Origin of the sequence: Microbacterium sp. LBN7 (genome assembly GCF_045690345.1) — a bacterium.
Lineage (GTDB): Bacteria > Actinomycetota > Actinomycetes > Actinomycetales > Microbacteriaceae > Microbacterium.
This window is the reverse complement of record NZ_CP147856.1, coordinates 3930833-3950883: the sequence shown is the minus strand read 5'-3', so window position 1 is coordinate 3950883 and position 20051 is coordinate 3930833. Positions and strand designations below refer to the sequence as shown.

Here is a 20051-nt window from a genome sequence, read left to right as displayed (position 1 = left end):
CCCAACACTCGGCTCATACTTCGCAGGCTATCGACTCTGCGCGCCCCTAATTCCAGGAGGAACCATGGCATGGACTCAGCGCCACGATCCGCTGCCCTCTGACTGCAACGCCCGTCGCCGCCAGACTGCAACCCGCGCCGGCTGGCGCTGCGAAGCCCCACTCGATATGGGTGCGCGATGCCCCGAAGCAGGAATGGACTGCGACCACATCATCAACACTCGCTCCGCCGAAGGCCAGGCGATGGGCGACGCCGTGCATGGTCGCTGGAACCTGCAGTGGCTCTGCAAGGAGCACCATCGCGAGAAGACGCAGGCCGAAGCCAAAGCCGCGCGAGAGTATCGACGGTCCTTCGGCCGCCACCCCGGGGAGCGGAACCACTATTCGTATCGTTGAGCCGCGACGTCACACCTCGCGGCTCATCTGCGCAACGTACTCAAGTCGACGCCGTACGTCGCCACCGCCTCGGCCGCCTCCACCAAGGCACGGGCTTGAACCTGTGCGCTGGTTCGCGGAATCGGCTTCGGCTCCCCCTCGTCTACCCAACGCGCTTTGAGGTCGATCTCCTGCTCGACCGCCTCTGCCGCTCTCGGAGAGCCGGCATCTCGCAGCCCACTTGTCAACTCATGAGCCACGAGTTGCCTGCCTTGCGCAGACCTCAGAAACTCTCGCCTCGCTTCGATTTCGTTACGGAGATACTCATCCTGGGAACGGATGTAGTCGGCTTCAGCCCTCAGCTTGTCCGCCTCGGCCCGTAACTTGTCCGCTTCCGCCCCAACCTTGTCGACCTCTACGTTGATTCGTACCGCCTCTACAAGCGCCTTTACGGCCTTCGTGATGATGAACAACGTGCCAGCGATTGCAGGAGGAACGGCGACCAGGATCTCCATGGGGCTACCGAAGTGAAGCCGTTCAACTCTGGGAGATCGAGGAACCTCGTTGAAGAGAAGGTCGGCCTCGTTCCTCCGCACCAGCCCTCGACTGCCGCCGTAGATGGCCTGGACGGCGTTACTGACGGTCAAGAGCTCTGTCAGCGTGAGGTCTGAAGGCAGGTCCGCGCGGGCAACGAGGAGCCGCTGCCCCTCTTGCGTCATCACAGTAGTCATAGCGAAAAGCTACAGCCCAGGGAGATCGTTCAATGGCGCGACGCGGACCACAGCCCGCCGAGGACACCAACGACTGGGAGTACATCCTCGACACGCCCTACCGCCGCAAACCGCTCGTCGATCTCCCCGCCGCCCGCGGCTTCGACGATGAGGGCAGCAGCATCGCCTGGCATCCCCTCACCCGCAAGTGGTGGGACACCATGAGAGCTCTTCCGCACACCACGGAGCGGGGCACCGACGAATGGCACGCCCTCGTCGGCCTCGCCTACATCGCCGACACCGTCTATTCCACCGGGCAGGCCGACGATCACGCCGAATGGCGCCGAGGCTCCGACGCACTGGGGCTCACTGCTGAGGCTCGCCGGAAGCTGCGAATCCTGCCCTCCAAACGGAGTGACCGCCGAGCCCGGAGCGCTGCCCGGGCCTAACGTCCGAAGAGGCGCCATGACCGACGCCCCCGAACACGAGATAGTCGATGAGCATGAGCTCCCCGCGTTCGAGCGGCTCACCATCCGGATGCCCAACCACGACCGGGATCGAAGCCTGGGTCACCTGGGCGCGGCCTGGATCGAACACTTCATGCGACACGGCCGCGGCGACAAGCAGGGCGAGCCTGTCCGACTGGATGACGTCGTCTACGACCTCATCGTGGACATGTACGCGCTCGACCAGAGCGGCCGTCGGCTGTACAGCGAGTGCGCTGCCGTCCTCCCGAAGGGCAGCGCGAAGACCGACGTCGCCAGCTTCGTCGTCGCATTCGACGTCGCCGGTCCGTCCCGCTTCTACGGGTGGGTGGAAGGTGGCGAAGTCTGCCGACAAGGAACCTTCGAGCACGAGTACGTGCCCGGCGAGCCGATGGCCGCCGTATCCCAGGCCCTGAGGGCCGCATGATGGCCGTCTCCGAAGACCAGGTCGCCAGCTCCTACCGCGCCACCCTCGAGTACAACTTCGACCCCGACCACGGCAACGAGCTGACCCGCTCCGGCGACATCGTCGGATTCGACAAGTTCGCTCGACTCGCCGACGGCGGCCGCATCATCCCGATGTCCTCCGGCGCCGACTCGAAGTACGGCGGCCTGGAAACCATCGTCGTCCTGGACGAGCCTCACCTGTACATCACCGCCGAGCACCGACGCATGGTGACCCGCGTCAAGAACAATCTGACCACGCGCAAGCAGGCTCAGCCATGGGCGCTGTACATCTCCACGATGTACCAGGCCGGGAAGGCTCCACGCTAGAGCTGCTGCACCGCAAGGCGCAGGACATCGCCGCGGGCAGCATGAACCTCTCCGACAACATCGTCGGCCTCATCCGCACCTCCGTCCCCCTCGGAGTCGGCGCACTCGTCAGCTGGTTCGTCACCCTCGGCATCGTCCTGCCGGCGGGAACCGAGAGCATGTACGGCGGGATGGGCTCGCTGATGTGAGCGAACACCTTGAGCTTCGCCTCGACGGACTCCATGCTCACGATCGAGGTGGGCTTGAGCGCCCCCTCCGCGACCGGGCCCGCGTTCATCGTGCGGACCGTCTGCCGCAGGTACTCGTAGACGGGGCTGCTGCGGGTGATCGCAGGGATCGCCTGCAGCAGCGAAGTGCGGGGCCGGTCGAGGGGCACGAGGCCGCGAATGAACTCGACGCCCACCAGATCGGCGGACGTGCCGATGGCCTTCTGAGCGACCGAACGGGCGGTGGCCTTGACGTTGAGGAACGACGCCTTCGCGCCGGTGTCTACCGCGTCGTCGTCGCTCCCCTGCCGGAATCGGTCGAGGATCGCGACGCCCTTCTCTGTGCGGTCGATCATTTCTTGCAGGTGCGCGTCCTTCGCCGCCATTCGCTCGAGCTCGGTGATCTCCTGCACCGACGGGGCGCGGTTCGCGGTCTTCGCGTTGGCGACGATCTGCGCCATAACGGACTTGAGCGTTGCCAGTTCTTTCCTGGGGTCCATGAGAGTGTGTCCTTCCATGCGTAATGAGCACGGGCGCGAAGGTCGCGCCAGACGTGCGGATCGCATGCAACGGTCCTCGAACCGAACCGGACGGTGTGCCGCGTTGGGGCTATGCCCTCCTCCGCAGCACTCCCGGTCGGGAGGCTGGCTGCACTGCTCGCAGGTCGATCACTGGCGGCTCCTCCGAGTTCACCCCCTCGCGGGGTTCCTCCTCGTTGGCCACGGGCGGCTCGCGCCCTGCTGCGGACAGGTAAACATCCGCCGCCGACATTGATGGTGCTCGAGCTAGCCGACCTTCACGTAGCCGTGTGACTGTGGATCTTCTGCTAGCCGCTTCTTGAGCTCCTCCATGGGAACGCCGAGCTCAGCAGCGACCCATGCGCGCACGACTAGAACGCATCGAGCCCATGCATTGAGCACATCGAGCTCGTCGGGTTCCGCACGATTGGCGTGCTTGATCCCGTTGTAAGCGTCGGCCGTCTCTTCGACCCATGTCGGACCGTCGAAGGGCAAGCAATCTCCGAGGTCGGCGAGAATTCGCGTGAATCGAGTCTTCAAGTTGGCCGAATTGGCAGCTGATTCGGTCTTCCCGTCCTGCACTAGCAAGAGGTATCCGAGAGCTTCAAGACCCGGACCGGTGTGCGCGAGCAGGGTGTGTCCGCCCGCGTCTTTTAGGCCTCGACTTGTGATCACGGGATCTAGCGCCCTAGCGAATTTTTCGCGCAGCACGAACCAGCTCTGGATTCCGGCAACGCCCAGCTCCCCAAAGCGAATGAGATGGGCGCGCTGGCCCGTGGGAGGAGCTTGCCGTTCGTCGTTCGGCACGACTACATCTCGCCACAGCTCGCCGTGGACCTTGCCGTCCAAGGCGCGAAACGGGTCATCGTCGCGCGTCGCAAAAACCTCGACGCACGTCTCGTTCCACCACCGGGAGACTACGAGGAGGTCGCGAAGCGCGAAGTGGTGAGCGCGATGCTCCGACCAGTCGCGAGCGTCGTTGCTTCTCGTGGTGCAACGCAGCATGTCAAGCAGGACGCGATTGTCACGGCCGACGCCGGGGGTCACCTTCCAAGAGGGAACCAGCGTCATCGACAGACCGTTGAACTCCCCGAGGTCGATTGGGTCGACGTCCTGCGACACCAGCGAAGCGGTCAGCGGCTTTGGCTCCCAGATGTAGCTCTCTTTCCAAGAGCTGATCCCGAGCCATTCGCGGAGTCCTGAAATCTCAGTCTTGAGCCCGTGCGGACGGTCGTACTCGATGTCCTCGTCAACTCCGAGGATGGCAGCGCGCGACCAGAGGACGCCGCTGCCAGGACCCCACATTCCGGCGTGGAATCCTTTCGCCCAGCAGCGCGTGAGCAGCACCGGTCCGTGCGAATCATTGAACACGACGCGCCTGGGCACTGGTTTCGGCTCCCCAACCGGCTCGCCATCAATGGAGAACTGCCGTATCTCGTCGCCCATGAACCAGGCGGCGTATGGGCTAGCGGGCTCAGACCACGGAAGTGTGATGCAGATTCCGCGCTCGATGCGCTCGAGGATGACCTGGACCCGTGGTGTGTCGTCGTCGAAGTCGTAGAAGTCCCCTACGCGTCTCGTCCCGACCTCTAGCTCGTTCGCCACGAACGCCCCCTGCCCCAGATGTGGTGCTCAACCTAGCAGGATGTTCGGCGCAGGCGATCTATCTCGCTATCGACGCGGGGGACCCGCCTGGGCTACGCGCGCGGGCCTGTGCCCATCGACACGTGCGGCGCAGGCGGGCGCGGGTGATCTTCAACGAGAGATTCAACGCATGGCCAGAGAACGAAAAACCCCCGGAGAACCGGGGGTTTGTCTGTGCGCGATACTGGGATCGAACCAGTGACCTCTTCCGTGTCAGGGAAGCGCGCTACCGCTGCGCCAATCGCGCCTATACAGGCTGTTCAGTTGTATGCGACGAGGTGGCGACGGGATTCGAACCCGTGTAAACGGCTTTGCAGGCCGGTGCCTAGCCGCTCGGCCACGCCACCGTGTGGATTGACCCCACGTGCCGTGAGCCTTCCGGAGAAGACCCTCTGCACTCGAGCGGATGACGAGACTCGAACTCGCGACCCCAACCTTGGCAAGGTTGTGCGCTACCAACTGCGCTACATCCGCATTTCGTTCCCGGTTGTCCCGGGCACTCATGAAACATTAGCCGATGATCGGCAAGTGTCCAAACCGGAAACGAATCTCGCGCGTGTCTCCCCGACTGGTCCTCGCGGCCTCCGAGCGTCGGGTAGTATCTGTTGACGTACCCCACAGGTATGGGCGATTGGCGCAGTTGGTAGCGCGCTTCCTTCACACGGAAGAGGTCATCGGTTCGAGTCCGGTATCGCCCACAGAAAACCTCGGCAGATCCCAGATCTCCCGAGGTTTCTTCGTGTCCGGCCCGAGACGGCGGCGGTCCACCAACAGCTTGGTGTCAGGAATTCGCGCGTCACCGACCTCGGAGAGCGCGGCGCGATCGACGGGTTCCATCCGTGTCCGTTCCTCGCCCCGGCAACGTCGGGCGGCTTTGGCGGCGTCGCGCTGTGGTGCGTGGTGCTCGTGATCGCGTTCTTCGTGCTCGCCGTCCTGGTGCGCTGGTTGGGCAATCTGCGGCATCGTGCAGAGAAGGCCGCGCTCTGACAGCGCCGGAACCCACCGGCCGCGGATTCGGGAAGGCGGGGTAGCCGTCAGCCGATCGGAACGCTGATCACGCGGTCGTCTCCCGCAGCCGGCTGCCCGCGCCCGTCGGTGTTGTTCGTCAGCACCCACAGCGTGCCGTCCGGCGCGAGCACGACGTCGCGCAGACGCCCGTACTCGCCGACGAAGTGCTCGCTCGCGGTTCCGAGAGCCTCCAAGGGAATCTCGCGGAGCCTCTCGCCGCGCAGGTTCGCGACCACGACGGCACCGTTCGCGACGGCGATCCCACTAGGGCTGGCGACATCGGGGCTCCACTGCTGCACCGGGTCGATGAACCCCCCGCGGTCGGCGAAGCCCTCGACCTCGGGCCAGCCGTAGTTGCCGCCCGCCTCGATGACGTTCAGCTCGTCCCAGGTGTCCTGACCGAACTCGCTCGCGTACAGCACGCCGTCGTCGTCCCACGCGAGACCCTGCGGATTCCGATGCCCGTAGCTGTAGACAGGTGAGCCGTCGAAGGGGTTGTCCGCGGGTATCTCCCCCTCCGGCGTGAGGCGCAGGATCTTTCCCGAGAGGGAGTCGAGATCCTGCGCGCTCGAGGGGTCCCCCGCGTCCCCCACGGTCGCGTAGAGCAGCCCGTCGGGACCGAACGCGATGCGTCCGCCGTTGTGGTTGCCGGCGGCATCCATTCCGGAGATGACGGTCTCCGCCCGTCCCAACGCGAGGTCACCGGCCGACCCGGTCAGCTCGAAGCGCTCGATGCGGTTCTCGTCGGCACCCGTGAGATAGACGTACAGGTAGTCCTCATGGACGGCGATCCCCAGAAGTCCGCCCTCTCCCCGCGGCGCGACACCGTCGATGACCGCGACCTCCCGAGCCTCGCCGTCGTCGGAGAGCTCGAGGATGCGGGCGGAGTCGCGTTCGCTGATCAGCGCCACATCATCACGGAAGGCGATGGACCATGGCGCGTCGAGGTCCTGCGCCACGACCGTCGCATCCGCCGGCTCCACCGACGACGGCGCTGCGCTCGTCGCGGAGGGCGGACGCGGGGCTGGCTCGCTCGTGCAGGCCGTCAGTGCGAGGACAGCGGATGCCGCCACGCCCGCGCAGATGCACCGTCTTGTCGTGGTCGTCATCGCCTCTCCCCTCACGCTGACTTCGACATTATGCGGCCGCTCCGCTCCTCGGTACCCTCGGGTGACACCGCACGCCGAGCCGTGTCGGCACCTGCTCGTACGCTCGAGCTGTGCCGTCGAGTCACGACCTGCCCGGTCCCTGCCACCTCTGCGGAGGCCGCACAGGGGCGCGCCTCGGCAGCGCCTGGATCTGCGGCACCTGCGGCTGGCGGTACGGCGATGTTCCCGACAGCGATCTGCCGCTGCCTCAGATCGAGGTGGTCTATTACCTGCGATACGACCGGCGCGTGAAGATCGGCACGAGTCGACGCCCTCGGCAGCGCCTCGCGAGCATCCGACATGACGAGCTCCTCGCCTTCGAGCGAGGCGGCCGGCCGGTCGAACAGCAGCGGCACCGCGAGTATGCGGCGCAGCGCGAAGGCGGTGAGTGGTTCACGCTCGACGATGAGCTGCGTGCCCACATCGCGCGTCTCCGCAGCATCGGCGACCCCTGGGAGCTCTACGCGCGATGGCTCAGCGAGGCTCTCCGGGCGTGACAGAGGCGCCCCCGGGCTGTGGCCGGGAGCGCCTCTGTGGCATGGGATCAGGCCGTGGCGGCACGGCCGCGAGCGGTCTCCGGCTGCGGCTGCGAGAACAGCACGACCACGATGACCGCGGCGCCGACGACGACGTGCGGCAGCCAGACGTTCAGCGCTTCACCGGAGAACCCGAAGATCCACGGCGACAGGGCGAGGAACAGGCTCGCGACGATGTCGAACACGAGGTGGACCGGCATCGGGATGAACCCGAAGGGGCCCCACTCGTACTTGGTGAACAGGCTGTAGACGATCAGGCCGACTCCGAGCACGATCGGGATGACGACGGCAGGGCCGCCCATGCCGGCGAATCCGAAGAGCCACGGCGCAGCGATGAGAGCCACACCGACGATGTAGTCGAGGATTCCGTGGACCTTGGTGGGAATGAAACGCATGATTCCTCCTTGTGCTTCGCCGCGGTCGCGGCTCACATCTGATTCGGCGCGCCCGCCGAATCGGATTGCTCGACTCGCGGCTGAGTCCCAGACCGCCCTGCTACGGTGAGGAAACCGGCATCTTGCCGGTATCAGGGAAGACTTCTTGTCGACCAACGGGCCGTTCTCGGCCATTTCGTTCTCCGTCGCCTCCTCTGTGCGATCAGAGGAGAGCCATGTCTCACCCATCCCTGCCCGTTGCTTCGAGCGATTCCTCCGCCCATTCCTGGTCGGAGCCGCAGCTCCCCACGGGCACGACCGCAGTCATCTACTGCGAGGGCCAGTTCGGCGAGCAGGACGGCAAGACGGCCAACGGGCTCGTCCGCCACTCCGAGAAGTACGAGATCCTCAGCGTCATCGACAGCACGCACGCGGGGGCGGATGCCGGGATGCTGCTCGACGGCACGGCGGTCGGGATCCCGGTCCTCGACGGCCTCACCGCCGCGATCGCTCACGCCGGGCATGTTCCCGACTACCTCATCTGCGGCGTTGCGCCCGCCGACGGCCTGCTCTCGCCCGGGCAGCGCACCGTGCTGCTGGATGGGATCGCGCGCGGGATGCACATCATCAACGGCCTGCACGAGTTCTTGACGGATGACGCGGAATTCGTCGCGGCGAGCCTGCTCGCCGGTGTCACCATCACCGACATCCGCCGCCCCAAGGAGAAGAAGGATCTGCACCTCTTCTCGGGGCGCATCTTCGACGTCACGTGCCCCCGGATCGCCATCCTCGGAACCGATGGAGCGATCGGCAAACGCACGACCGCGACCCTGCTGGTGCGCGCGCTGAACGAGCATGGCATCCATGCCGTGATGGTCGGGACCGGTCAGACGACGATCATCCAGGGCGGGAAGTACGGAGTGGCGCTGGACGCCCTCGTCCCTCAGTTCTGCTCGGGCGAGGTCGAGAACCAGGTCGTCGCCGCGTTCGAGGGCGAAGACCCCGACGTGATCATCGTCGAGGGCCAGGGAGCGCTCAGCCACCCGGCGTACATCACCTCCGCGCACATCCTCCGCGGCAGCCAGCCGGCGGGCGTCATCGTGCAGCACGCCCCCGGCCGCGAGAATCTCGGGGACTTCCCGATGGTCGCGATGCCCACCGTGGAGAGCGAAGTCGCGCTCATCGAGGCCTTCGCCGACACCAGGGTCATCGGGATCACCGTGAACCACGAGAACCTCTCCGAGGCTCAGCTCAGCGCGTCGATCGACGAGATCGAACTGAGCCTGGGGCTCCCGGCCACCGATCCCCTGACGCGCCCGCTGACCGAGCTCGTCGAGATGGTGCTGCAGGCGTTCCCGTCGCTCAGCCCGCTGCAGCCCAGCCGTAGCGGCGTGTGAGCGCGCTCGCGACCCTGTCGTAACGCCCGCGGTCGAGCACAGCCGCCTCACGCCGCAGGCCGTGCTCGTGCACGCTGTACAGCTGCTCGATGTCAACCCAGGACTCGCGTCCCTGCGAGTCCCAGGAGCCGGCACCGATCGTGAGGAAGTCGCGGTCGCCGTCGTGGGCCCGACTGGTCATGCGCACGGCGTACACGCGATCCGCCGAGGCGCGCCCGATGACGAGCACCGGTCGGTCCTTGCCTCGACCGTCGTTCTCCTCATAGGGCACCCAGGTCCAGACGATCTCGCCGGCGTCCGGGGCTCCGTCGCGTTCGGGAGCGTAGGCGACGAGCAGATCCTCGATGCGCTCCGGGTCGATCCGGATGGTGGCAGTGCCCCCTGCGCTCCCCCGATCCTGCGGGGCATCGACCGGCACCCGCCCTCCGGAGGAGGGCCGCAGACGCGCGACCGGGCGCCTCGGACGATGTTCTGTCCGAGACGCCCGGTCCGACCCCAGCAGCTTCTGCAGGATCTGCGCGAGTGTCGCCAGGATGCCGTCGGTATTGCTCACACGGTCACCCTAACCGCTGTCATGCGTCCGCGAGAGCGTAGCCCTCCTCGCCGTGCACGACCTGGTCCACACCGGCGATCTCGTCTTCGTTCGTGACGCGGAAGCCGATCGTCTTCTCGATCGCGAAGCCGATGATGAAGGCGACGACGAAGGAGTAGATGAGCACACCCAGAGCGGCGATCACCTGGACGGCGAGCTGGCGGGCGTCGCCGCCGACGAACAGGCCGGTGCCGGTGGCGAAGAAGCCCAGGTACAGGGTTCCGATCAGGCCGCCGACGAGGTGGATGCCGACCACGTCGAGCGAGTCGTCGAAACCGAGGCGGAACTTCAGCTCGACCGCGAGAGCGCAGACGATACCGGCGACGGCGCCGAGCAGGAGCGACCAGCCGGGCGTCAGGTTGGCGCACGCCGGGGTGATGGCGACGAGACCGGCGACCGCACCGGATGCGGCGCCGACCGAGGTGGGCTTTCCGTCCTTGATCTTCTCGATCAGGATCCAGCCGAGGATGGCAGCAGCCGTGGCGCCGAGCGTGTTGAGACCGATGAGTCCGACACCGCCCATGTCCTCGGCGAGCCACTCCGCACCGGCGTTGAAGCCGAACCAGCCGAACCACAGCAGCGCAGCGCCGAGCAGCGTCAGCGGCACGTTGTGCGGCTTGAGGATGCCCTTCTGGAAGCCGATGCGCTTTCCGAGGACGATCGCGAGGGCGAGGGCCGCAGCGCCCGCGTTGATGTGCACAGCGGTACCGCCGGCGTAGTCGATGACGCCGATCCCGCTGTCCTCACCGAACAGCGTGGTGCCGAGGTTCATGATCCAGCCGCCGCCCCAGACCCATGCGGCGACGGGGAAGTAGCCGACGGTGGCGAAGACACCGGCGAAGATCAGCCAGCTGCCGAACTTCGCGCGGTCGGCGATGGCGCCGGAGATCAGGGCGACCGTGATGATCGCGAACGTCGCGCCGTAGGCGACACCGAGAAGGGCGACGTTCGATCCCTCACCCGAGGCCAGGCTCGAGAGCCCGAAGTCGGCGAAGGGGTTGCCGGCGAAGGCGGTCGGACTGTCGACGGCGCTCATGGAGAAGCCGAAGAGAATCCACAGCACGGCGACAAGGCCGATCGAGCCGAAGCTCATCATCATCATGCTGACGACGCTCTTCGCCTTGACGAGACCGCCGTAGAAGAAGGCGACGCCAGGCGTCATGAGCAGGACCAGCGCTGTCGCGGTGATCGCCCACGAGATGTTGCCGGGAGCATCCATAGGAAAACCTCACATCCGAAGTAATTGAGAGCTTCAGTGTGACGACGCGCGGTTTCGCGCATGCGTGAGGTTTGTTTCTCCGGTGTTACAGAAGGGCTCCGGGTGTGAACATCGCGTTACACGGGCCTGCAGGGTCACGCAGAATGCGTCAGCGCGTTCAGTCGGGAGATGGCGCGAAGGTACTTCTTGCGGTATCCGCCGGCGAGCATCTCATCGGAGAACACGGCGTCCAGACCGAGGCCTGTGGCGATGATCGGAATCTGGGCGTCGTACACCCGGTCCACGAACGCGACGAACCGCAGCGCCTCGGACTGATCGGTCAGCTGGCGGACGCCGCGGAGGCCGACCTGGTCGAGTCCGTCGATCACGCGGATGTAGCGGGACGGATGCACCTGGGCCAGATGACGGATCAGATCATCGAAGCGGTCATCGGATGCCGTGCCGGCGGTCGCGCTCGCCTCACGCGCGCTGTGGTAGGCCTCGTCGTCGAGCACGACGGCATGGCCGTCCAGAGCGCGCTGCCGGAAGTCGACGCCGTCGATCCGGATCGTCTGGAAGCTGTCCGACATCGCGTGGATCTCGCGAAGGAAGTCCTGCGCCGCGAAGCGTCCTTCGCCGAGAGCGTTCGGCGGGGTGTTCGAGGTGGCGGCGAGGCGGGTGCCCGTCGGGACGAGTTCGCCGAGCAGACGCGTCATGACCATGGTGTCGCCCGGGTCGTCGAGTTCGAACTCGTCGATGCAGAGGAGGTCGGCGCCCTTGAGCAGGTCGACCGTGTTCTTGTAGCCGAGTGCGCCCACGAGCGCGGTGTACTCGATGAACGACCCGAAGTACTTCCTGCGTGCGGGCATCGCGTGATAGATCGACGCGAGAAGGTGCGTCTTGCCCACGCCGAAGCCACCGTCCAGGTACACCCCCGGCTTGACCTCGGGCTCCTTCTTCGCCCGGCTGAAGAACCCGCCGCGCTTGACCGGGCCGCCGCGACCGGCGAAGCGGATCAGCGTCTCCTTGGCCTCCTCCTGAGAGGGGTAGGCGGGATCCGCGCGATAGCTGTCGAACGTGGCCGTGTCGAACTGCGGCGGCGGCACCAGACTGGCCAGCATCTCGGGTCCGCTGACGGCGGGCTGGCGCTCGGTGAGGTGCACGATTCCCGTGCGGCTGGTCGTGTCGGTCATCACGGTCCTGAATCGGGTGCGCACCTGTGTCGAAGTCTTACGAATCGGGTGCAGGGCGCACTGAGGGGATCTATCGTCGAAGGGACGGCTCCACACTACGCCGTCCGCCACCGCACCCTCGCCCGCTCAATGCTTCGGAGAACCCATGGCCATCGAGATCGATTCCTCCTCCCCCAAGTTCGCCGAGTACGCCGAACCCGGCCGTCTGGTGACGACCGAATGGCTGGCGGAGCGCCTCGGACAGCCCGGTCTCGTCGTCGTCGAGTCCGATGAGGACGTGCTCCTCTACGAGACCGGCCACATCCCCGGTGCCGTGAAGGTCGACTGGCACACCGAGCTCAACGACCCGGTCGTGCGCGACTACGTCGACGGCGAGGGCTTCGCCCAGCTGCTCAGCCGCAAGGGCATCGCCCGCGACGACACGGTCGTCATCTACGGCGACAAGAACAACTGGTGGGCGGCCTATGCCCTCTGGGTGTTCTCCCTCTTCGGACACGAGGACGTGCGACTGCTCGACGGCGGCCGCGACCGCTGGATCTCCGAGGGACGCGAGCTCACGCGCGACGCCACCACCCGCCCCGCGACGGCGTACCCGGTCGTCGAGCGCGACGACTCCGTGATCCGCGCCTACAAGGAAGACGTCCTCACGCACATCGGCAACCCGCTGATCGATGTCCGCTCCCCCGAGGAGTACAGCGGAGAGCGCACGACCGCTCCCGCGTACCCCGAGGAGGGCACGCTGCGCGCCGGGCACATCCCCACCGCGCAGAGCGTGCCGTGGGCGAAGGCGGTGGCCGAGGACGGCGGCTTCAAGAGCCGGGCGGAGCTGGACGCGATCTACCGCGACGGCGCCGGCCTGAAGGACGGCGACGACGTCGTGGCGTACTGCCGGATCGGAGAGCGCTCCAGCCACACCTGGTTCGTGCTCAAGCACCTGCTCGGCTTCGAGAACGTGCGCAACTACGACGGCTCCTGGACCGAGTGGGGCAGCGCCGTGCGGGTTCCGATCGTGACGGGTGCCGAGCCCGGCTCGCTCTGAACATGGGAGGATGTCAGGGATGAGCGCCAGCGACCTTCCTGACATCCTCGCCGACATCCGCGACGGCTTCCTGGAGACCCCCGAGTCGGATCGGCTCCTGCTGCTGCTCGAGTACTCCGACGAGCTTCCCCCCGTCTCCGACGAGGTCGCGAACCATCCGGAGATGTGCGAGCGCGTCGCGGAGTGCCAGTCGCCGGTCTACATCTACGTCGAGGTGAACGACGACATCGTCACGATGCATGCGACCGCACCGCCGGAGGCGCCGACCACCCGCGGGTTCGCCAGCATCCTCGTGCAGGGCATCACCGGACTCACATCCGACGAGGTGCTCGCCATCCCCGACGACTACCCGCAGTCGATCGGACTCACGAAGGCGGTCTCGCCGCTGCGGATCGGTGGGATGACCGGGATGCTGATGCGCGCGAAGAAGCAGGTCAGGCAGAAGCGCTGAAGCCCTGCGCCTCGACCCAGTCGGTGATTGCCGCGGTCCAGCCGGGCTGATCGTAGTTCCAGATCTTCGTGTGCCGGGCGACGCTGAACTCGGGCATGGTCACGAGATCCGGTCGTGCCTGCTGAAGGGCCACCGACGAGTCGATCGGCACGAATCCGTCGTCCACGCTGTGGAGGATGAGCATCGGCGCTGTCAGCTCGCCGGCGCGCGCGACCATGTCGAGCCGGTCGAACGAGATCGCGTCGTCCGCGCCGCTGATCCGTGCGGTGAGGGGGCGCTGCAGGGCGCTCATCGCCAGTTCCGGGAGCGGTGCGCGGACACCCGCGATCCGGGCGTGGAAGCGCAACACGGTGCGCCAGTCGACGACCGGGGACTCCAGGATCAGACCGACGATGCGCTCCCGATAGCTCGAGCTGACCGCCGCCTGCAGGGAGACGGCGCCTCCCATCGACCAGCCCATCAGGATCACCCGCTCGGCGCCGTGGCGCAGTGCGTAGGCGATCGCCGCATCCACGTCCCGCCACTCCGCGGTCCCGAGGGCGTAGGCACCGGCCCGGCTGCGCGGCGCCTCGCTGTCGTTCCGGTACGACACCACGAGGTTGGGGAATCCGGCGGCATGCAGAACCGGGACCGCCCGCAGGCACTCCACCCGCGTGGCTCCGCGCCCGTGCACCTGGATCACCCACGTCGTCGACGTCGCAGGGAAGAACCAGGCAGGGCAGGGCCCCGCGGGTGATCCGATCAGCACGTTCTGCCAGGACAGATGCAGCTCACTCGGCGACGAGTAGTAGTAGCCGCTGAATCCCGCCCCCCGATCGACCCTGGCCCCCGTCTCGATCTTCGTCAGCAGCTTGCGCCGCACGCTGGTCGCATCGACGCCGAGGACGGCGCCGAGCTTCACGTAGCCGTAGGTGCCTGTCGTGAACAGCCCGTAACGTCCAGGAAGCTCGGTGTCGACCGTGCGTTCGAGCTCGATGGTCTGCGCACCGGTGTCGACCGCGAGGATCTGCGTGTCGACCGGTCGGCGCATCGGGGTGACGACGCGACGAGCCACGCCGAACACGAGGAACGACAGGGCGGCCCCGAGTGCGAGCAGAGCGGGGACAAGGAGTGCAACGGCGTGCCTGAGACTCTTCATCGCCTCCTGACTCTAGCCTGTTGCCGTGACCGCACACCCCGATGCCGGGACCCCCTTCGACAGCGCGATGGCCGAACTGCGCGAGACCGCGTTCCGCGACGACATCACGGTGCGCGAGATCTCCACGCCTCAGGGCCTGGCTCCCTTCGCCATCGCGCTCGCCGCCGACGTGCGACCAGGGGGCGACGGAGAGTCGGTCTACGGCACCGGTCGATTCGTGCTGCTGCACGATCCGGACGAACCGGGAGCCTGGGGCGGGGCATGGCGCATCGTGATCTTCGCGCAGGCGCCGCTCGAGAGCGAGATCGGCACCGACCCCCTCCTGGCGGACGTCACGTGGTCCTGGCTGGTCGACGCGCTCGACTCCCGCGACGCGATCTACCACTCGGCATCCGGCACCTCCACGAAGACGCTGTCGAAGGGATTCGGCGCTCTCGCCGTCGAAGGCGACGGCGCACAGATAGAATTGCGGGCGTCCTGGACTCCGGAAGGCCCGTTCCGACCGCACGTCGAAGCATGGGCCGAGCTGGTCGGAATGCTGGCGGGACTTCCGCCGGGCTCCGAGGGCATCGCCGTGTTCGGCGCTCGAAAGGCAGTACGTGACTGAATACTCCGTGATCTCGGATGTCGAGGAGTTCCGCGCAGCGTGCGCTGCGCTCGCGGCGGGCACCGGGCCGGTCGCCGTCGATGTCGAACGCGCGTCGGGCTTCCGCTACTCGCAGCGCGCGTACCTCGTGCAGGTGTTCCGGCGGGACGCGGGCGTGTTCCTCTTCGATCCGCCCGAGCTCGGCGATTTCTCACCGCTCCAGGAGGCGATCGGCCAGGCCGAGTGGGTGTTCCACGCCGCCAGCCAGGACCTTCCCTCACTCCGCGAGCTGCATCTCGAGCCGCCGTCGATCTTCGACACGGAACTCGCGTCGCGCCTGCTCGGGCACGACCGTGTCGGCCTCGCGGCCGTCGTCGAGGACACCCTCGGGATCACTCTCAAGAAGGAGCACTCCGCCTCTGACTGGTCGACGCGCCCGCTCCCGGACTCGTGGCTCGACTACGCCGCGCTCGACGTGCTGCACCTGATCGACGTCCGCGACGCCCTCGTTGCGGAGCTCGCGGAGCAGGAGAAGACCGAGTTCGCCGCCGAGGAGTTCGCCGCCACCCTGACCCGGCTGCCCAAGCCTCCGCGCGAGGATCCGTGGCGCCGTCTCAGCGGACTGCACCAGGTGCGCGGCGCCCGCAATCTCGCGGTCGCCCGTTCCCTGTGGCAGGCGCGCGAGACCTTCGCGCAGGAGCAGGACGTCTCCCCCGGGCGACTCGTTCCGGACCGCTCGCTCGTCGCCGCCGTCATGGCGAACCCGCAGTCGAAGCAGGCGCTCGCCGGCATCAAGGAGTTCCAGGGGCGCGCGAGCCGCACGCAGTTGGACCGCTGGTGGCAGGCCATCGTCGACGGTCGTGCCACCGAGGAACTCCCCCGCGAACGGGTTCCGAGCGACGCGCTGCCGCCGCCGCGTGCCTGGTCCGACCGGAATCCCGAGGCCGACGCACGTCTGAAGGCCGCGCGCCCGGTGGTCGAAGCCGTCGCCGAGGAACTGGGCATGCCGACCGAGAATCTGCTGACCCCGGAGTTCCTGCGCCGCGTGGCGTGGGACGCGCCGGGCGAGACCGCCGAAGACATCGGCGGCGCCCTCTCGGCGCTCGGCGCACGTCCGTGGCAGATTGCACAGACCGCACAGAAGATCGCGACTGCCTTTGTAGAGGCGGCGCAATCGCCCGACACCACCCCCGCACCCGCTTCGTAGGTTCGATCCAACCGATTCCTCCCGGTTTCCGCCCGTTCATAGACTGAGGCGACCGCACAAACTTGGAGGCAGAGTGGCCGAGATCTCGGACGTCTTCTTCGTCGATGGAGTGCGCACCCCCTTCGGGCGCGCCGGCGAAAAGGGCATGTACTGGAACACCCGCGCTGATGACCTCGCCGTGAAGGCGACCATCGGCCTCATGGAGCGCAACGCGGCCGTCCCGGCGGATCGCATCGATGACGTCGCGATCGCCGCGACGAGTCAGACCGGCGACCAGGGCCTCACTCTCGGGCGATCCGTGGCGATCCTCGCGGGGCTCCCGCAGACCGTCCCCGGCCTCGCCGTCGAGCGCATGTGCGCCGGTGCGATGACCAGCGTGACCACCATGGGCGCATCGATCGGCGTCGGGATGTACGACCTGGCCCTCGCGGGCGGCGTCGAGCACATGGGCCACCACCCGATCGGCGGCAACGCCGACCCGAACCCGCGGTTCGTGGCCGAGAAGATGGTCGACCCCGGAGCCCTCAACATGGGCGTCACGGCCGAGCGGATCTTCGACCGCTTCCCGCACCTCACGAAGGAGCGCTCCGACCGCTTCGGGATGCTCAGCCAGCACAAGGTGCAGGCGGCATACGACGCGGGCAAGATCCAGCCCGACCTGGTCTCCGTCGCGATCAAGGGCGCCGACGGCGCCTGGGGTCTCGCGACCGAGGACGAGGGGCGACGCCCGCAGACGACCATGGAGGACCTGGCTGCGCTCAAGACCCCGTTCCGTCCCCACGGACGCGTCACCGCAGGAACCTCCTCGCCGCTCACCGACGGCGCGACCATGTCGCTGCTGGCCGGGGGCGGCGCCGTCAAGGAGCTGGGTCTCGCCCCGAAGATGCGGATGGTCTCGTTCGCCTTCGCCGGTGTCCAGCCCGAGATCATGGGTATCGGACCGATCCCCTCGACGGAGAAGGCGCTGAAGAAGGCGGGTCTGCAGATCTCCGACATCGGACTGTTCGAGCTGAACGAGGCCTTCGCCATCCAGGTGATCTCCCTGCTCGACCACTTCGGCATCGCCGACGACGACCCCCGAGTCAACCAGTGGGGCGGTGCCATCGCCCTCGGACACCCGCTCGCCGCCTCCGGTGTGCGTCTGATGATCCAGCTCGCGGCGCAGTTCGCCGAGCGCCCTGACGTCCGCTACGGCCTGACGGCGATGTGCGTCGGGCTGGGCCAGGGCGGCTCGGTCATCTGGGAGAACCCGCACTACGACGGAAAGAAGAAGAAGTAGTGAGCTACGAAGACGTCGACTTCTCGCCCATCCAGGCTCTCACCGAGGGAGAGGTCGTCACGCACTCCCCCGTGCGCGACATCCGCCTCGCCTCCGGCAAGACCCTCGCCCTGATCACGCTGGACAACGGTCGCGACCACAACCGTCCCAACACGCTGGGTCCTGCCACGCTCACCGAGCTCGGCGAGACCCTCGACGGGCTCACGGCGCGAGCAGCTGCCGGCGAGATCCAGGCGGTCGGCATCACCGGCAAGCAGTACATCCTCGCCGCCGGCGCCGACCTGTCCGACATCAGCAAGGTCGGGTCGCGCGACAACGCACGCCTGATCGCCCAGCTGGGGCACAAGGTGCTCGGCAAGCTCAGCGAGCTCGGAGTCCCCTCGTTCGCCTTCGTGAACGGCCTCGCTCTCGGCGGCGGTCTGGAGATCGCGCTCAACTCGTCGTACCGCACGGTCGACGCGTCGGCGGCGGCCATCGCGCTGCCGGAGGTCTTCCTCGGCATCATCCCCGGCTGGGGCGGTGCCTACCTCCTGCCGAACCTCATCGGCATCGAGAACGCTCTCGAGGTCGTCATCTCGAACCCGCTCAAGCAGAACCGGATGCTGAAGCCGCAGCAGGCGTTCGACCTGGGGATCGTCGACGCGATCTTCCCCGCGGCGAACTATCTCGAGAACTCGCTGGCGTGGGCCGACGCGGTCCTCGGCGGCAAGAAGGTCGAGCGCAGGAACGAGCCGGGCAAGATCGAGCGCCTCACCAAGTGGCCGATCGCGATCAAGATGGCCCGCGGCATGCTGGAGTCGAAGATCGGCACCGTTCCGAAGTCCCCCTACGCGGCGCTCGACCTTCTCGACAAGGCGAAGAGCGGCACGAAGGCCGAGGGCTTCGCCCGCGAGGACGAGGCCCTGGCCGAGCTCGTCACGGGCGACCAGTTCGCCGCCTCGATGTACGCGTTCGACCTGGTGCAGAAGCGGGCGAAGCGCCCCGTCGGCGCTCCTGACAAGGAGCTCGCGAAGAAGGTCACGAAGGTCGGCATCATCGGCGCAGGCCTCATGGCCAGCCAGTTCGCGCTGCTGTTCGTGCGCAAGCTCCAGGTCCCGGTGCTGATCACCGATCTGGATCAGGCACGCGTCGACAAGGGCGTGGCGTACATCCACGAGGAGATCGGCAAGCTCGAGGCGAAGGGCCGGCTCGACTCCGACGCCGCGAACAAGCTGCGCGCGCTGGTCACCGGCACGACCGACAAGACCCTGTACGCGGACTGCGACTTCGTGATCGAGGCCGTGTTCGAAGAGGTCGGCGTCAAGCAGCAGGTGTTCGGGGAGATCGAGAAGATCATCGCCGAGGACGCGATCCTCGCCACCAACACCTCGTCGCTCTCGGTCGAGGAGATCGGATCGAAGCTGGCGCACCCCGAGCGCCTCGTCGGCTTCCACTTCTTCAACCCGGTGGCCGTGATGCCGCTGATCGAGATCGTGAAGACGCCGGCGACGGCGGATGCCGCACTCTCGACCGCCTTCGTCGTCGCGAAGAATCTGGGCAAGAACGCCGTGCTCACCGCCGACGCACCGGGTTTCGTCGTGAACCGCCTGCTCGCCAAGGTCATGGGCGAGGCGGCGCGGGCCGTCTACGAGGGAACGCCGATCGCGGAGGTGGAGAAGGCCTTCGGTCCGCTCGGGCTCCCGATGGGTCCGTTCCAGCTGATCGATCTGGTCGGGTGGAAGGTCGCAGCTCACGTGCAGGACACGATGGTGCATGCCTTCCCGGACCGCTTCTATGCCAACGAGAACTTCCACGCCCTCGCCGAGCTGGATGCGGTGGTCGAGAAGGACAGGGGTGGTCGCGTGACCGGCTGGACGAAGCAGGCGGAGAAGGTGCTCAAGCCGGCGGTCGGCAAGGCGCCGGCCTCGGCCGCGACGATCCTGCAGCGCGTGCAGGACGGCCTCGCCACCGAGATCAAGCTCATGCTGGACGAAGGGGTCGTGCCCGAGGTCGAGGACATCGATCTGTGTCTGATCCTGGGCGCCGGCTGGCCGTTCATCGACGGCGGCGCCTCGCCGTACCTCGACCGCGAAGGCGCGTCCGACCGGGCTTTCGGAGGCTCGTTCCACACCCCGCAGATCCGCGGCATCGAGAGCCGCTGAGCGCGGTACGACCGACGGGGAACGCCCCTCCGACGCGCGAGCGTCGGAGGGGCG

General features: G+C 67.2%; 21 protein-coding genes and 4 tRNA genes. 13 read left to right on the top strand and 12 right to left on the bottom strand.

What is annotated here, in order from left to right; all coding sequences use genetic code 11:
- Nucleotides 1–64 precede the first annotated feature (64 nt).
- Nucleotides 65–394: an HNH endonuclease signature motif containing protein gene (locus LBN7_RS19175; RefSeq protein WP_407360528.1), complete on the top strand. Its 330-nt coding sequence runs from the start codon at nucleotides 65–67 to the stop codon at nucleotides 392–394.
- Nucleotides 395–417: 23 nt separating this feature from the next.
- Here the strand turns inward: LBN7_RS19175 and LBN7_RS19170 are convergent, their stop codons facing one another.
- Nucleotides 418–1104, bottom strand: a complete 687-nt coding sequence (locus tag LBN7_RS19170; RefSeq protein ID WP_407360527.1) for a hypothetical protein — start codon at nucleotides 1102–1104, stop codon at nucleotides 418–420.
- Nucleotides 1105–1136: 32 nt separating this feature from the next.
- Between LBN7_RS19170 and LBN7_RS19165 the strand changes: the two genes are divergently transcribed.
- From LBN7_RS19165 to LBN7_RS19155, 3 genes are read left to right on the top strand one after another with little or no spacing between them, the layout of a single operon-like run.
- Nucleotides 1137–1532 carry a hypothetical protein gene (locus LBN7_RS19165; RefSeq protein ID WP_407360526.1) on the top strand — a complete coding sequence of 132 codons (396 nt, stop codon included), beginning with the start codon at nucleotides 1137–1139 and terminating at the stop codon, nucleotides 1530–1532.
- Between the two features lie 16 nt (nucleotides 1533–1548).
- Nucleotides 1549–1995, top strand: coding sequence for a hypothetical protein (locus LBN7_RS19160; RefSeq protein WP_407360525.1), 447 nt, complete (start codon nucleotides 1549–1551; stop codon nucleotides 1993–1995).
- The gene (locus LBN7_RS19155) at nucleotides 1995–2342 is read left to right on the top strand and encodes a hypothetical protein (RefSeq protein WP_407360524.1); all 348 of its coding nucleotides are present in this window, start codon (nucleotides 1995–1997) and stop codon (nucleotides 2340–2342) included. Before LBN7_RS19160 ends, LBN7_RS19155 begins: the two co-directional genes overlap by 1 nt.
- Here the strand turns inward: LBN7_RS19155 and LBN7_RS19150 are convergent.
- The 5 genes from LBN7_RS19150 to LBN7_RS19130 form a co-directional block, all read right to left on the bottom strand.
- The gene (locus LBN7_RS19150) at nucleotides 2254–3048 is read right to left on the bottom strand and encodes a hypothetical protein (protein WP_407360523.1); all 795 of its coding nucleotides are present in this window, start codon (nucleotides 3046–3048) and stop codon (nucleotides 2254–2256) included. The genes LBN7_RS19155 and LBN7_RS19150 overlap by 89 nt on opposite strands.
- Nucleotides 3049–3333: 285 nt before the next feature.
- On the bottom strand, nucleotides 3334–4671 hold the full coding sequence (locus tag LBN7_RS19145; RefSeq protein WP_407360522.1) for a HEPN domain-containing protein: 1338 nt from the start codon (nucleotides 4669–4671) through the stop codon (nucleotides 3334–3336).
- 214 nt (nucleotides 4672–4885) lie between these two features.
- Nucleotides 4886–4957: transfer RNA gene (locus LBN7_RS19140), tRNA-Val, on the bottom strand.
- A gap of 29 nt (nucleotides 4958–4986) precedes the next feature.
- Nucleotides 4987–5057: transfer RNA gene (locus tag LBN7_RS19135), tRNA-Cys, on the bottom strand.
- Nucleotides 5058–5111: 54 nt separating this feature from the next.
- Nucleotides 5112–5184, bottom strand: a tRNA-Gly gene (locus tag LBN7_RS19130).
- Nucleotides 5185–5335: 151 nt separating this feature from the next.
- Here LBN7_RS19130 and LBN7_RS19125 point away from each other — a divergent pair.
- A tRNA-Val gene (locus LBN7_RS19125) sits at nucleotides 5336–5408 on the top strand.
- A 336-nt stretch (nucleotides 5409–5744) separates the two neighbouring features.
- On the opposite strand, the gene LBN7_RS19120 is transcribed toward LBN7_RS19125, so the two are convergent.
- The gene (locus tag LBN7_RS19120; RefSeq protein ID WP_407360521.1) at nucleotides 5745–6827 is read right to left on the bottom strand and encodes a PQQ-dependent sugar dehydrogenase; all 1083 of its coding nucleotides are present in this window, start codon (nucleotides 6825–6827) and stop codon (nucleotides 5745–5747) included.
- Nucleotides 6828–6937: 110 nt separating this feature from the next.
- Between LBN7_RS19120 and LBN7_RS19115 the strand changes: the two genes are divergently transcribed.
- Nucleotides 6938–7363, top strand: a complete 426-nt coding sequence (locus tag LBN7_RS19115) for a GIY-YIG nuclease family protein (RefSeq protein ID WP_116634882.1) — start codon at nucleotides 6938–6940, stop codon at nucleotides 7361–7363.
- Nucleotides 7364–7410: 47 nt separating this feature from the next.
- Here the strand turns inward: LBN7_RS19115 and LBN7_RS19110 are convergent, their stop codons facing one another.
- Complete coding sequence (locus LBN7_RS19110; protein WP_116634881.1) at nucleotides 7411–7797, bottom strand: SPW repeat protein; 387 nt, start codon at nucleotides 7795–7797, stop codon at nucleotides 7411–7413.
- 215 nt (nucleotides 7798–8012) lie between these two features.
- Between LBN7_RS19110 and LBN7_RS19105 the strand changes: the two genes are divergently transcribed.
- The gene (locus LBN7_RS19105; RefSeq protein ID WP_116634880.1) at nucleotides 8013–9173 is read left to right on the top strand and encodes a DUF1611 domain-containing protein; all 1161 of its coding nucleotides are present in this window, start codon (nucleotides 8013–8015) and stop codon (nucleotides 9171–9173) included.
- Here the strand turns inward: LBN7_RS19105 and LBN7_RS19100 are convergent.
- From LBN7_RS19100 to zapE, 3 genes are all read right to left on the bottom strand, one after another.
- Entirely contained in the window at nucleotides 9139–9726 is a 588-nt protein-coding gene (locus LBN7_RS19100) for a type II toxin-antitoxin system PemK/MazF family toxin (RefSeq protein ID WP_407360520.1), read from the bottom strand. The genes LBN7_RS19105 and LBN7_RS19100 overlap by 35 nt on opposite strands.
- 19 nt (nucleotides 9727–9745) lie before the next feature.
- Nucleotides 9746–10984: an ammonium transporter gene (locus LBN7_RS19095; RefSeq protein ID WP_341945359.1), complete on the bottom strand. Its 1239-nt coding sequence runs from the start codon at nucleotides 10982–10984 to the stop codon at nucleotides 9746–9748.
- Between the two features lie 134 nt (nucleotides 10985–11118).
- Nucleotides 11119–12156: a cell division protein ZapE gene (gene zapE, locus LBN7_RS19090; RefSeq protein ID WP_407360519.1), complete on the bottom strand. Its 1038-nt coding sequence runs from the start codon at nucleotides 12154–12156 to the stop codon at nucleotides 11119–11121.
- Between the two features lie 145 nt (nucleotides 12157–12301).
- Between zapE and LBN7_RS19085 the strand changes: the two genes are divergently transcribed.
- Nucleotides 12302–13195, top strand: coding sequence for a sulfurtransferase (locus LBN7_RS19085; RefSeq protein WP_407360518.1), 894 nt, complete (start codon nucleotides 12302–12304; stop codon nucleotides 13193–13195).
- A 19-nt stretch (nucleotides 13196–13214) separates the two neighbouring features.
- On the top strand, nucleotides 13215–13646 hold the full coding sequence (locus LBN7_RS19080; RefSeq protein WP_116634875.1) for a SufE family protein: 432 nt from the start codon (nucleotides 13215–13217) through the stop codon (nucleotides 13644–13646).
- Here LBN7_RS19080 and LBN7_RS19075 read toward each other — a convergent pair.
- The gene (locus LBN7_RS19075; RefSeq protein WP_407360517.1) at nucleotides 13630–14784 is read right to left on the bottom strand and encodes an alpha/beta hydrolase family protein; all 1155 of its coding nucleotides are present in this window, start codon (nucleotides 14782–14784) and stop codon (nucleotides 13630–13632) included. The two genes, LBN7_RS19080 and LBN7_RS19075, sit on opposite strands and share 17 nt — an antisense overlap.
- 25 nt (nucleotides 14785–14809) lie before the next feature.
- On the opposite strand from LBN7_RS19075, the gene LBN7_RS19070 reads away from it, so the two are divergent.
- The 4 genes from LBN7_RS19070 (at nucleotide 14810) to LBN7_RS19055 (ending at nucleotide 19997) form a co-directional block, all read left to right on the top strand.
- Nucleotides 14810–15391 carry a DUF3000 domain-containing protein gene (locus LBN7_RS19070; protein WP_279303204.1) on the top strand — a complete coding sequence of 194 codons (582 nt, stop codon included), beginning with the start codon at nucleotides 14810–14812 and terminating at the stop codon, nucleotides 15389–15391.
- A complete protein-coding gene (locus LBN7_RS19065) occupies nucleotides 15384–16577 on the top strand; it encodes a ribonuclease D (RefSeq protein WP_407360516.1) in 1194 nt (397 codons plus the stop codon). The genes LBN7_RS19070 and LBN7_RS19065 overlap by 8 nt, the downstream gene beginning before the upstream one ends.
- Nucleotides 16578–16650: 73 nt before the next feature.
- The gene (locus LBN7_RS19060) at nucleotides 16651–17856 is read left to right on the top strand and encodes a thiolase family protein (RefSeq protein WP_341945357.1); all 1206 of its coding nucleotides are present in this window, start codon (nucleotides 16651–16653) and stop codon (nucleotides 17854–17856) included.
- Nucleotides 17856–19997 carry a 3-hydroxyacyl-CoA dehydrogenase NAD-binding domain-containing protein gene (locus tag LBN7_RS19055; RefSeq protein ID WP_243408870.1) on the top strand — a complete coding sequence of 714 codons (2142 nt, stop codon included), beginning with the start codon at nucleotides 17856–17858 and terminating at the stop codon, nucleotides 19995–19997. Before LBN7_RS19060 ends, LBN7_RS19055 begins: the two co-directional genes overlap by 1 nt.
- The last annotated feature ends 54 nt before the right edge of the window (nucleotides 19998–20051 follow it).

What these genes read in the sequence shown, in the direction of transcription:
- LBN7_RS19085 (WP_407360518.1), top strand. Translation starts at nt 12,302, where the DNA reads ATGGCCATCGAGATCGATTCCTCCTCCCCCAAGTTCGCCGAGTACGCC.
- LBN7_RS19080 (WP_116634875.1), top strand. Translation starts at nt 13,215, where the DNA reads ATGAGCGCCAGCGACCTTCCTGACATCCTCGCCGACATCCGCGACGGC.
- LBN7_RS19150 (WP_407360523.1), bottom strand. Translation starts at nt 3,048, where the DNA reads ATGGACCCCAGGAAAGAACTGGCAACGCTCAAGTCCGTTATGGCGCAG.
- LBN7_RS19175 (WP_407360528.1), top strand. Translation starts at nt 65, where the DNA reads ATGGCATGGACTCAGCGCCACGATCCGCTGCCCTCTGACTGCAACGCC.
- LBN7_RS19075 (WP_407360517.1), bottom strand. Translation starts at nt 14,784, where the DNA reads ATGAAGAGTCTCAGGCACGCCGTTGCACTCCTTGTCCCCGCTCTGCTC.
- LBN7_RS19160 (WP_407360525.1), top strand. Translation starts at nt 1,549, where the DNA reads ATGACCGACGCCCCCGAACACGAGATAGTCGATGAGCATGAGCTCCCC.
- zapE (WP_407360519.1), bottom strand. Translation starts at nt 12,156, where the DNA reads ATGACCGACACGACCAGCCGCACGGGAATCGTGCACCTCACCGAGCGC.
- LBN7_RS19155 (WP_407360524.1), top strand. Translation starts at nt 1,995, where the DNA reads ATGGCCGTCTCCGAAGACCAGGTCGCCAGCTCCTACCGCGCCACCCTC.
- LBN7_RS19165 (WP_407360526.1), top strand. Translation starts at nt 1,137, where the DNA reads ATGGCGCGACGCGGACCACAGCCCGCCGAGGACACCAACGACTGGGAG.
- LBN7_RS19105 (WP_116634880.1), top strand. Translation starts at nt 8,013, where the DNA reads ATGTCTCACCCATCCCTGCCCGTTGCTTCGAGCGATTCCTCCGCCCAT.
- LBN7_RS19170 (WP_407360527.1), bottom strand. Translation starts at nt 1,104, where the DNA reads ATGACTACTGTGATGACGCAAGAGGGGCAGCGGCTCCTCGTTGCCCGC.
- LBN7_RS19120 (WP_407360521.1), bottom strand. Translation starts at nt 6,827, where the DNA reads ATGACGACCACGACAAGACGGTGCATCTGCGCGGGCGTGGCGGCATCC.
- LBN7_RS19110 (WP_116634881.1), bottom strand. Translation starts at nt 7,797, where the DNA reads ATGCGTTTCATTCCCACCAAGGTCCACGGAATCCTCGACTACATCGTC.
- LBN7_RS19095 (WP_341945359.1), bottom strand. Translation starts at nt 10,984, where the DNA reads ATGGATGCTCCCGGCAACATCTCGTGGGCGATCACCGCGACAGCGCTG.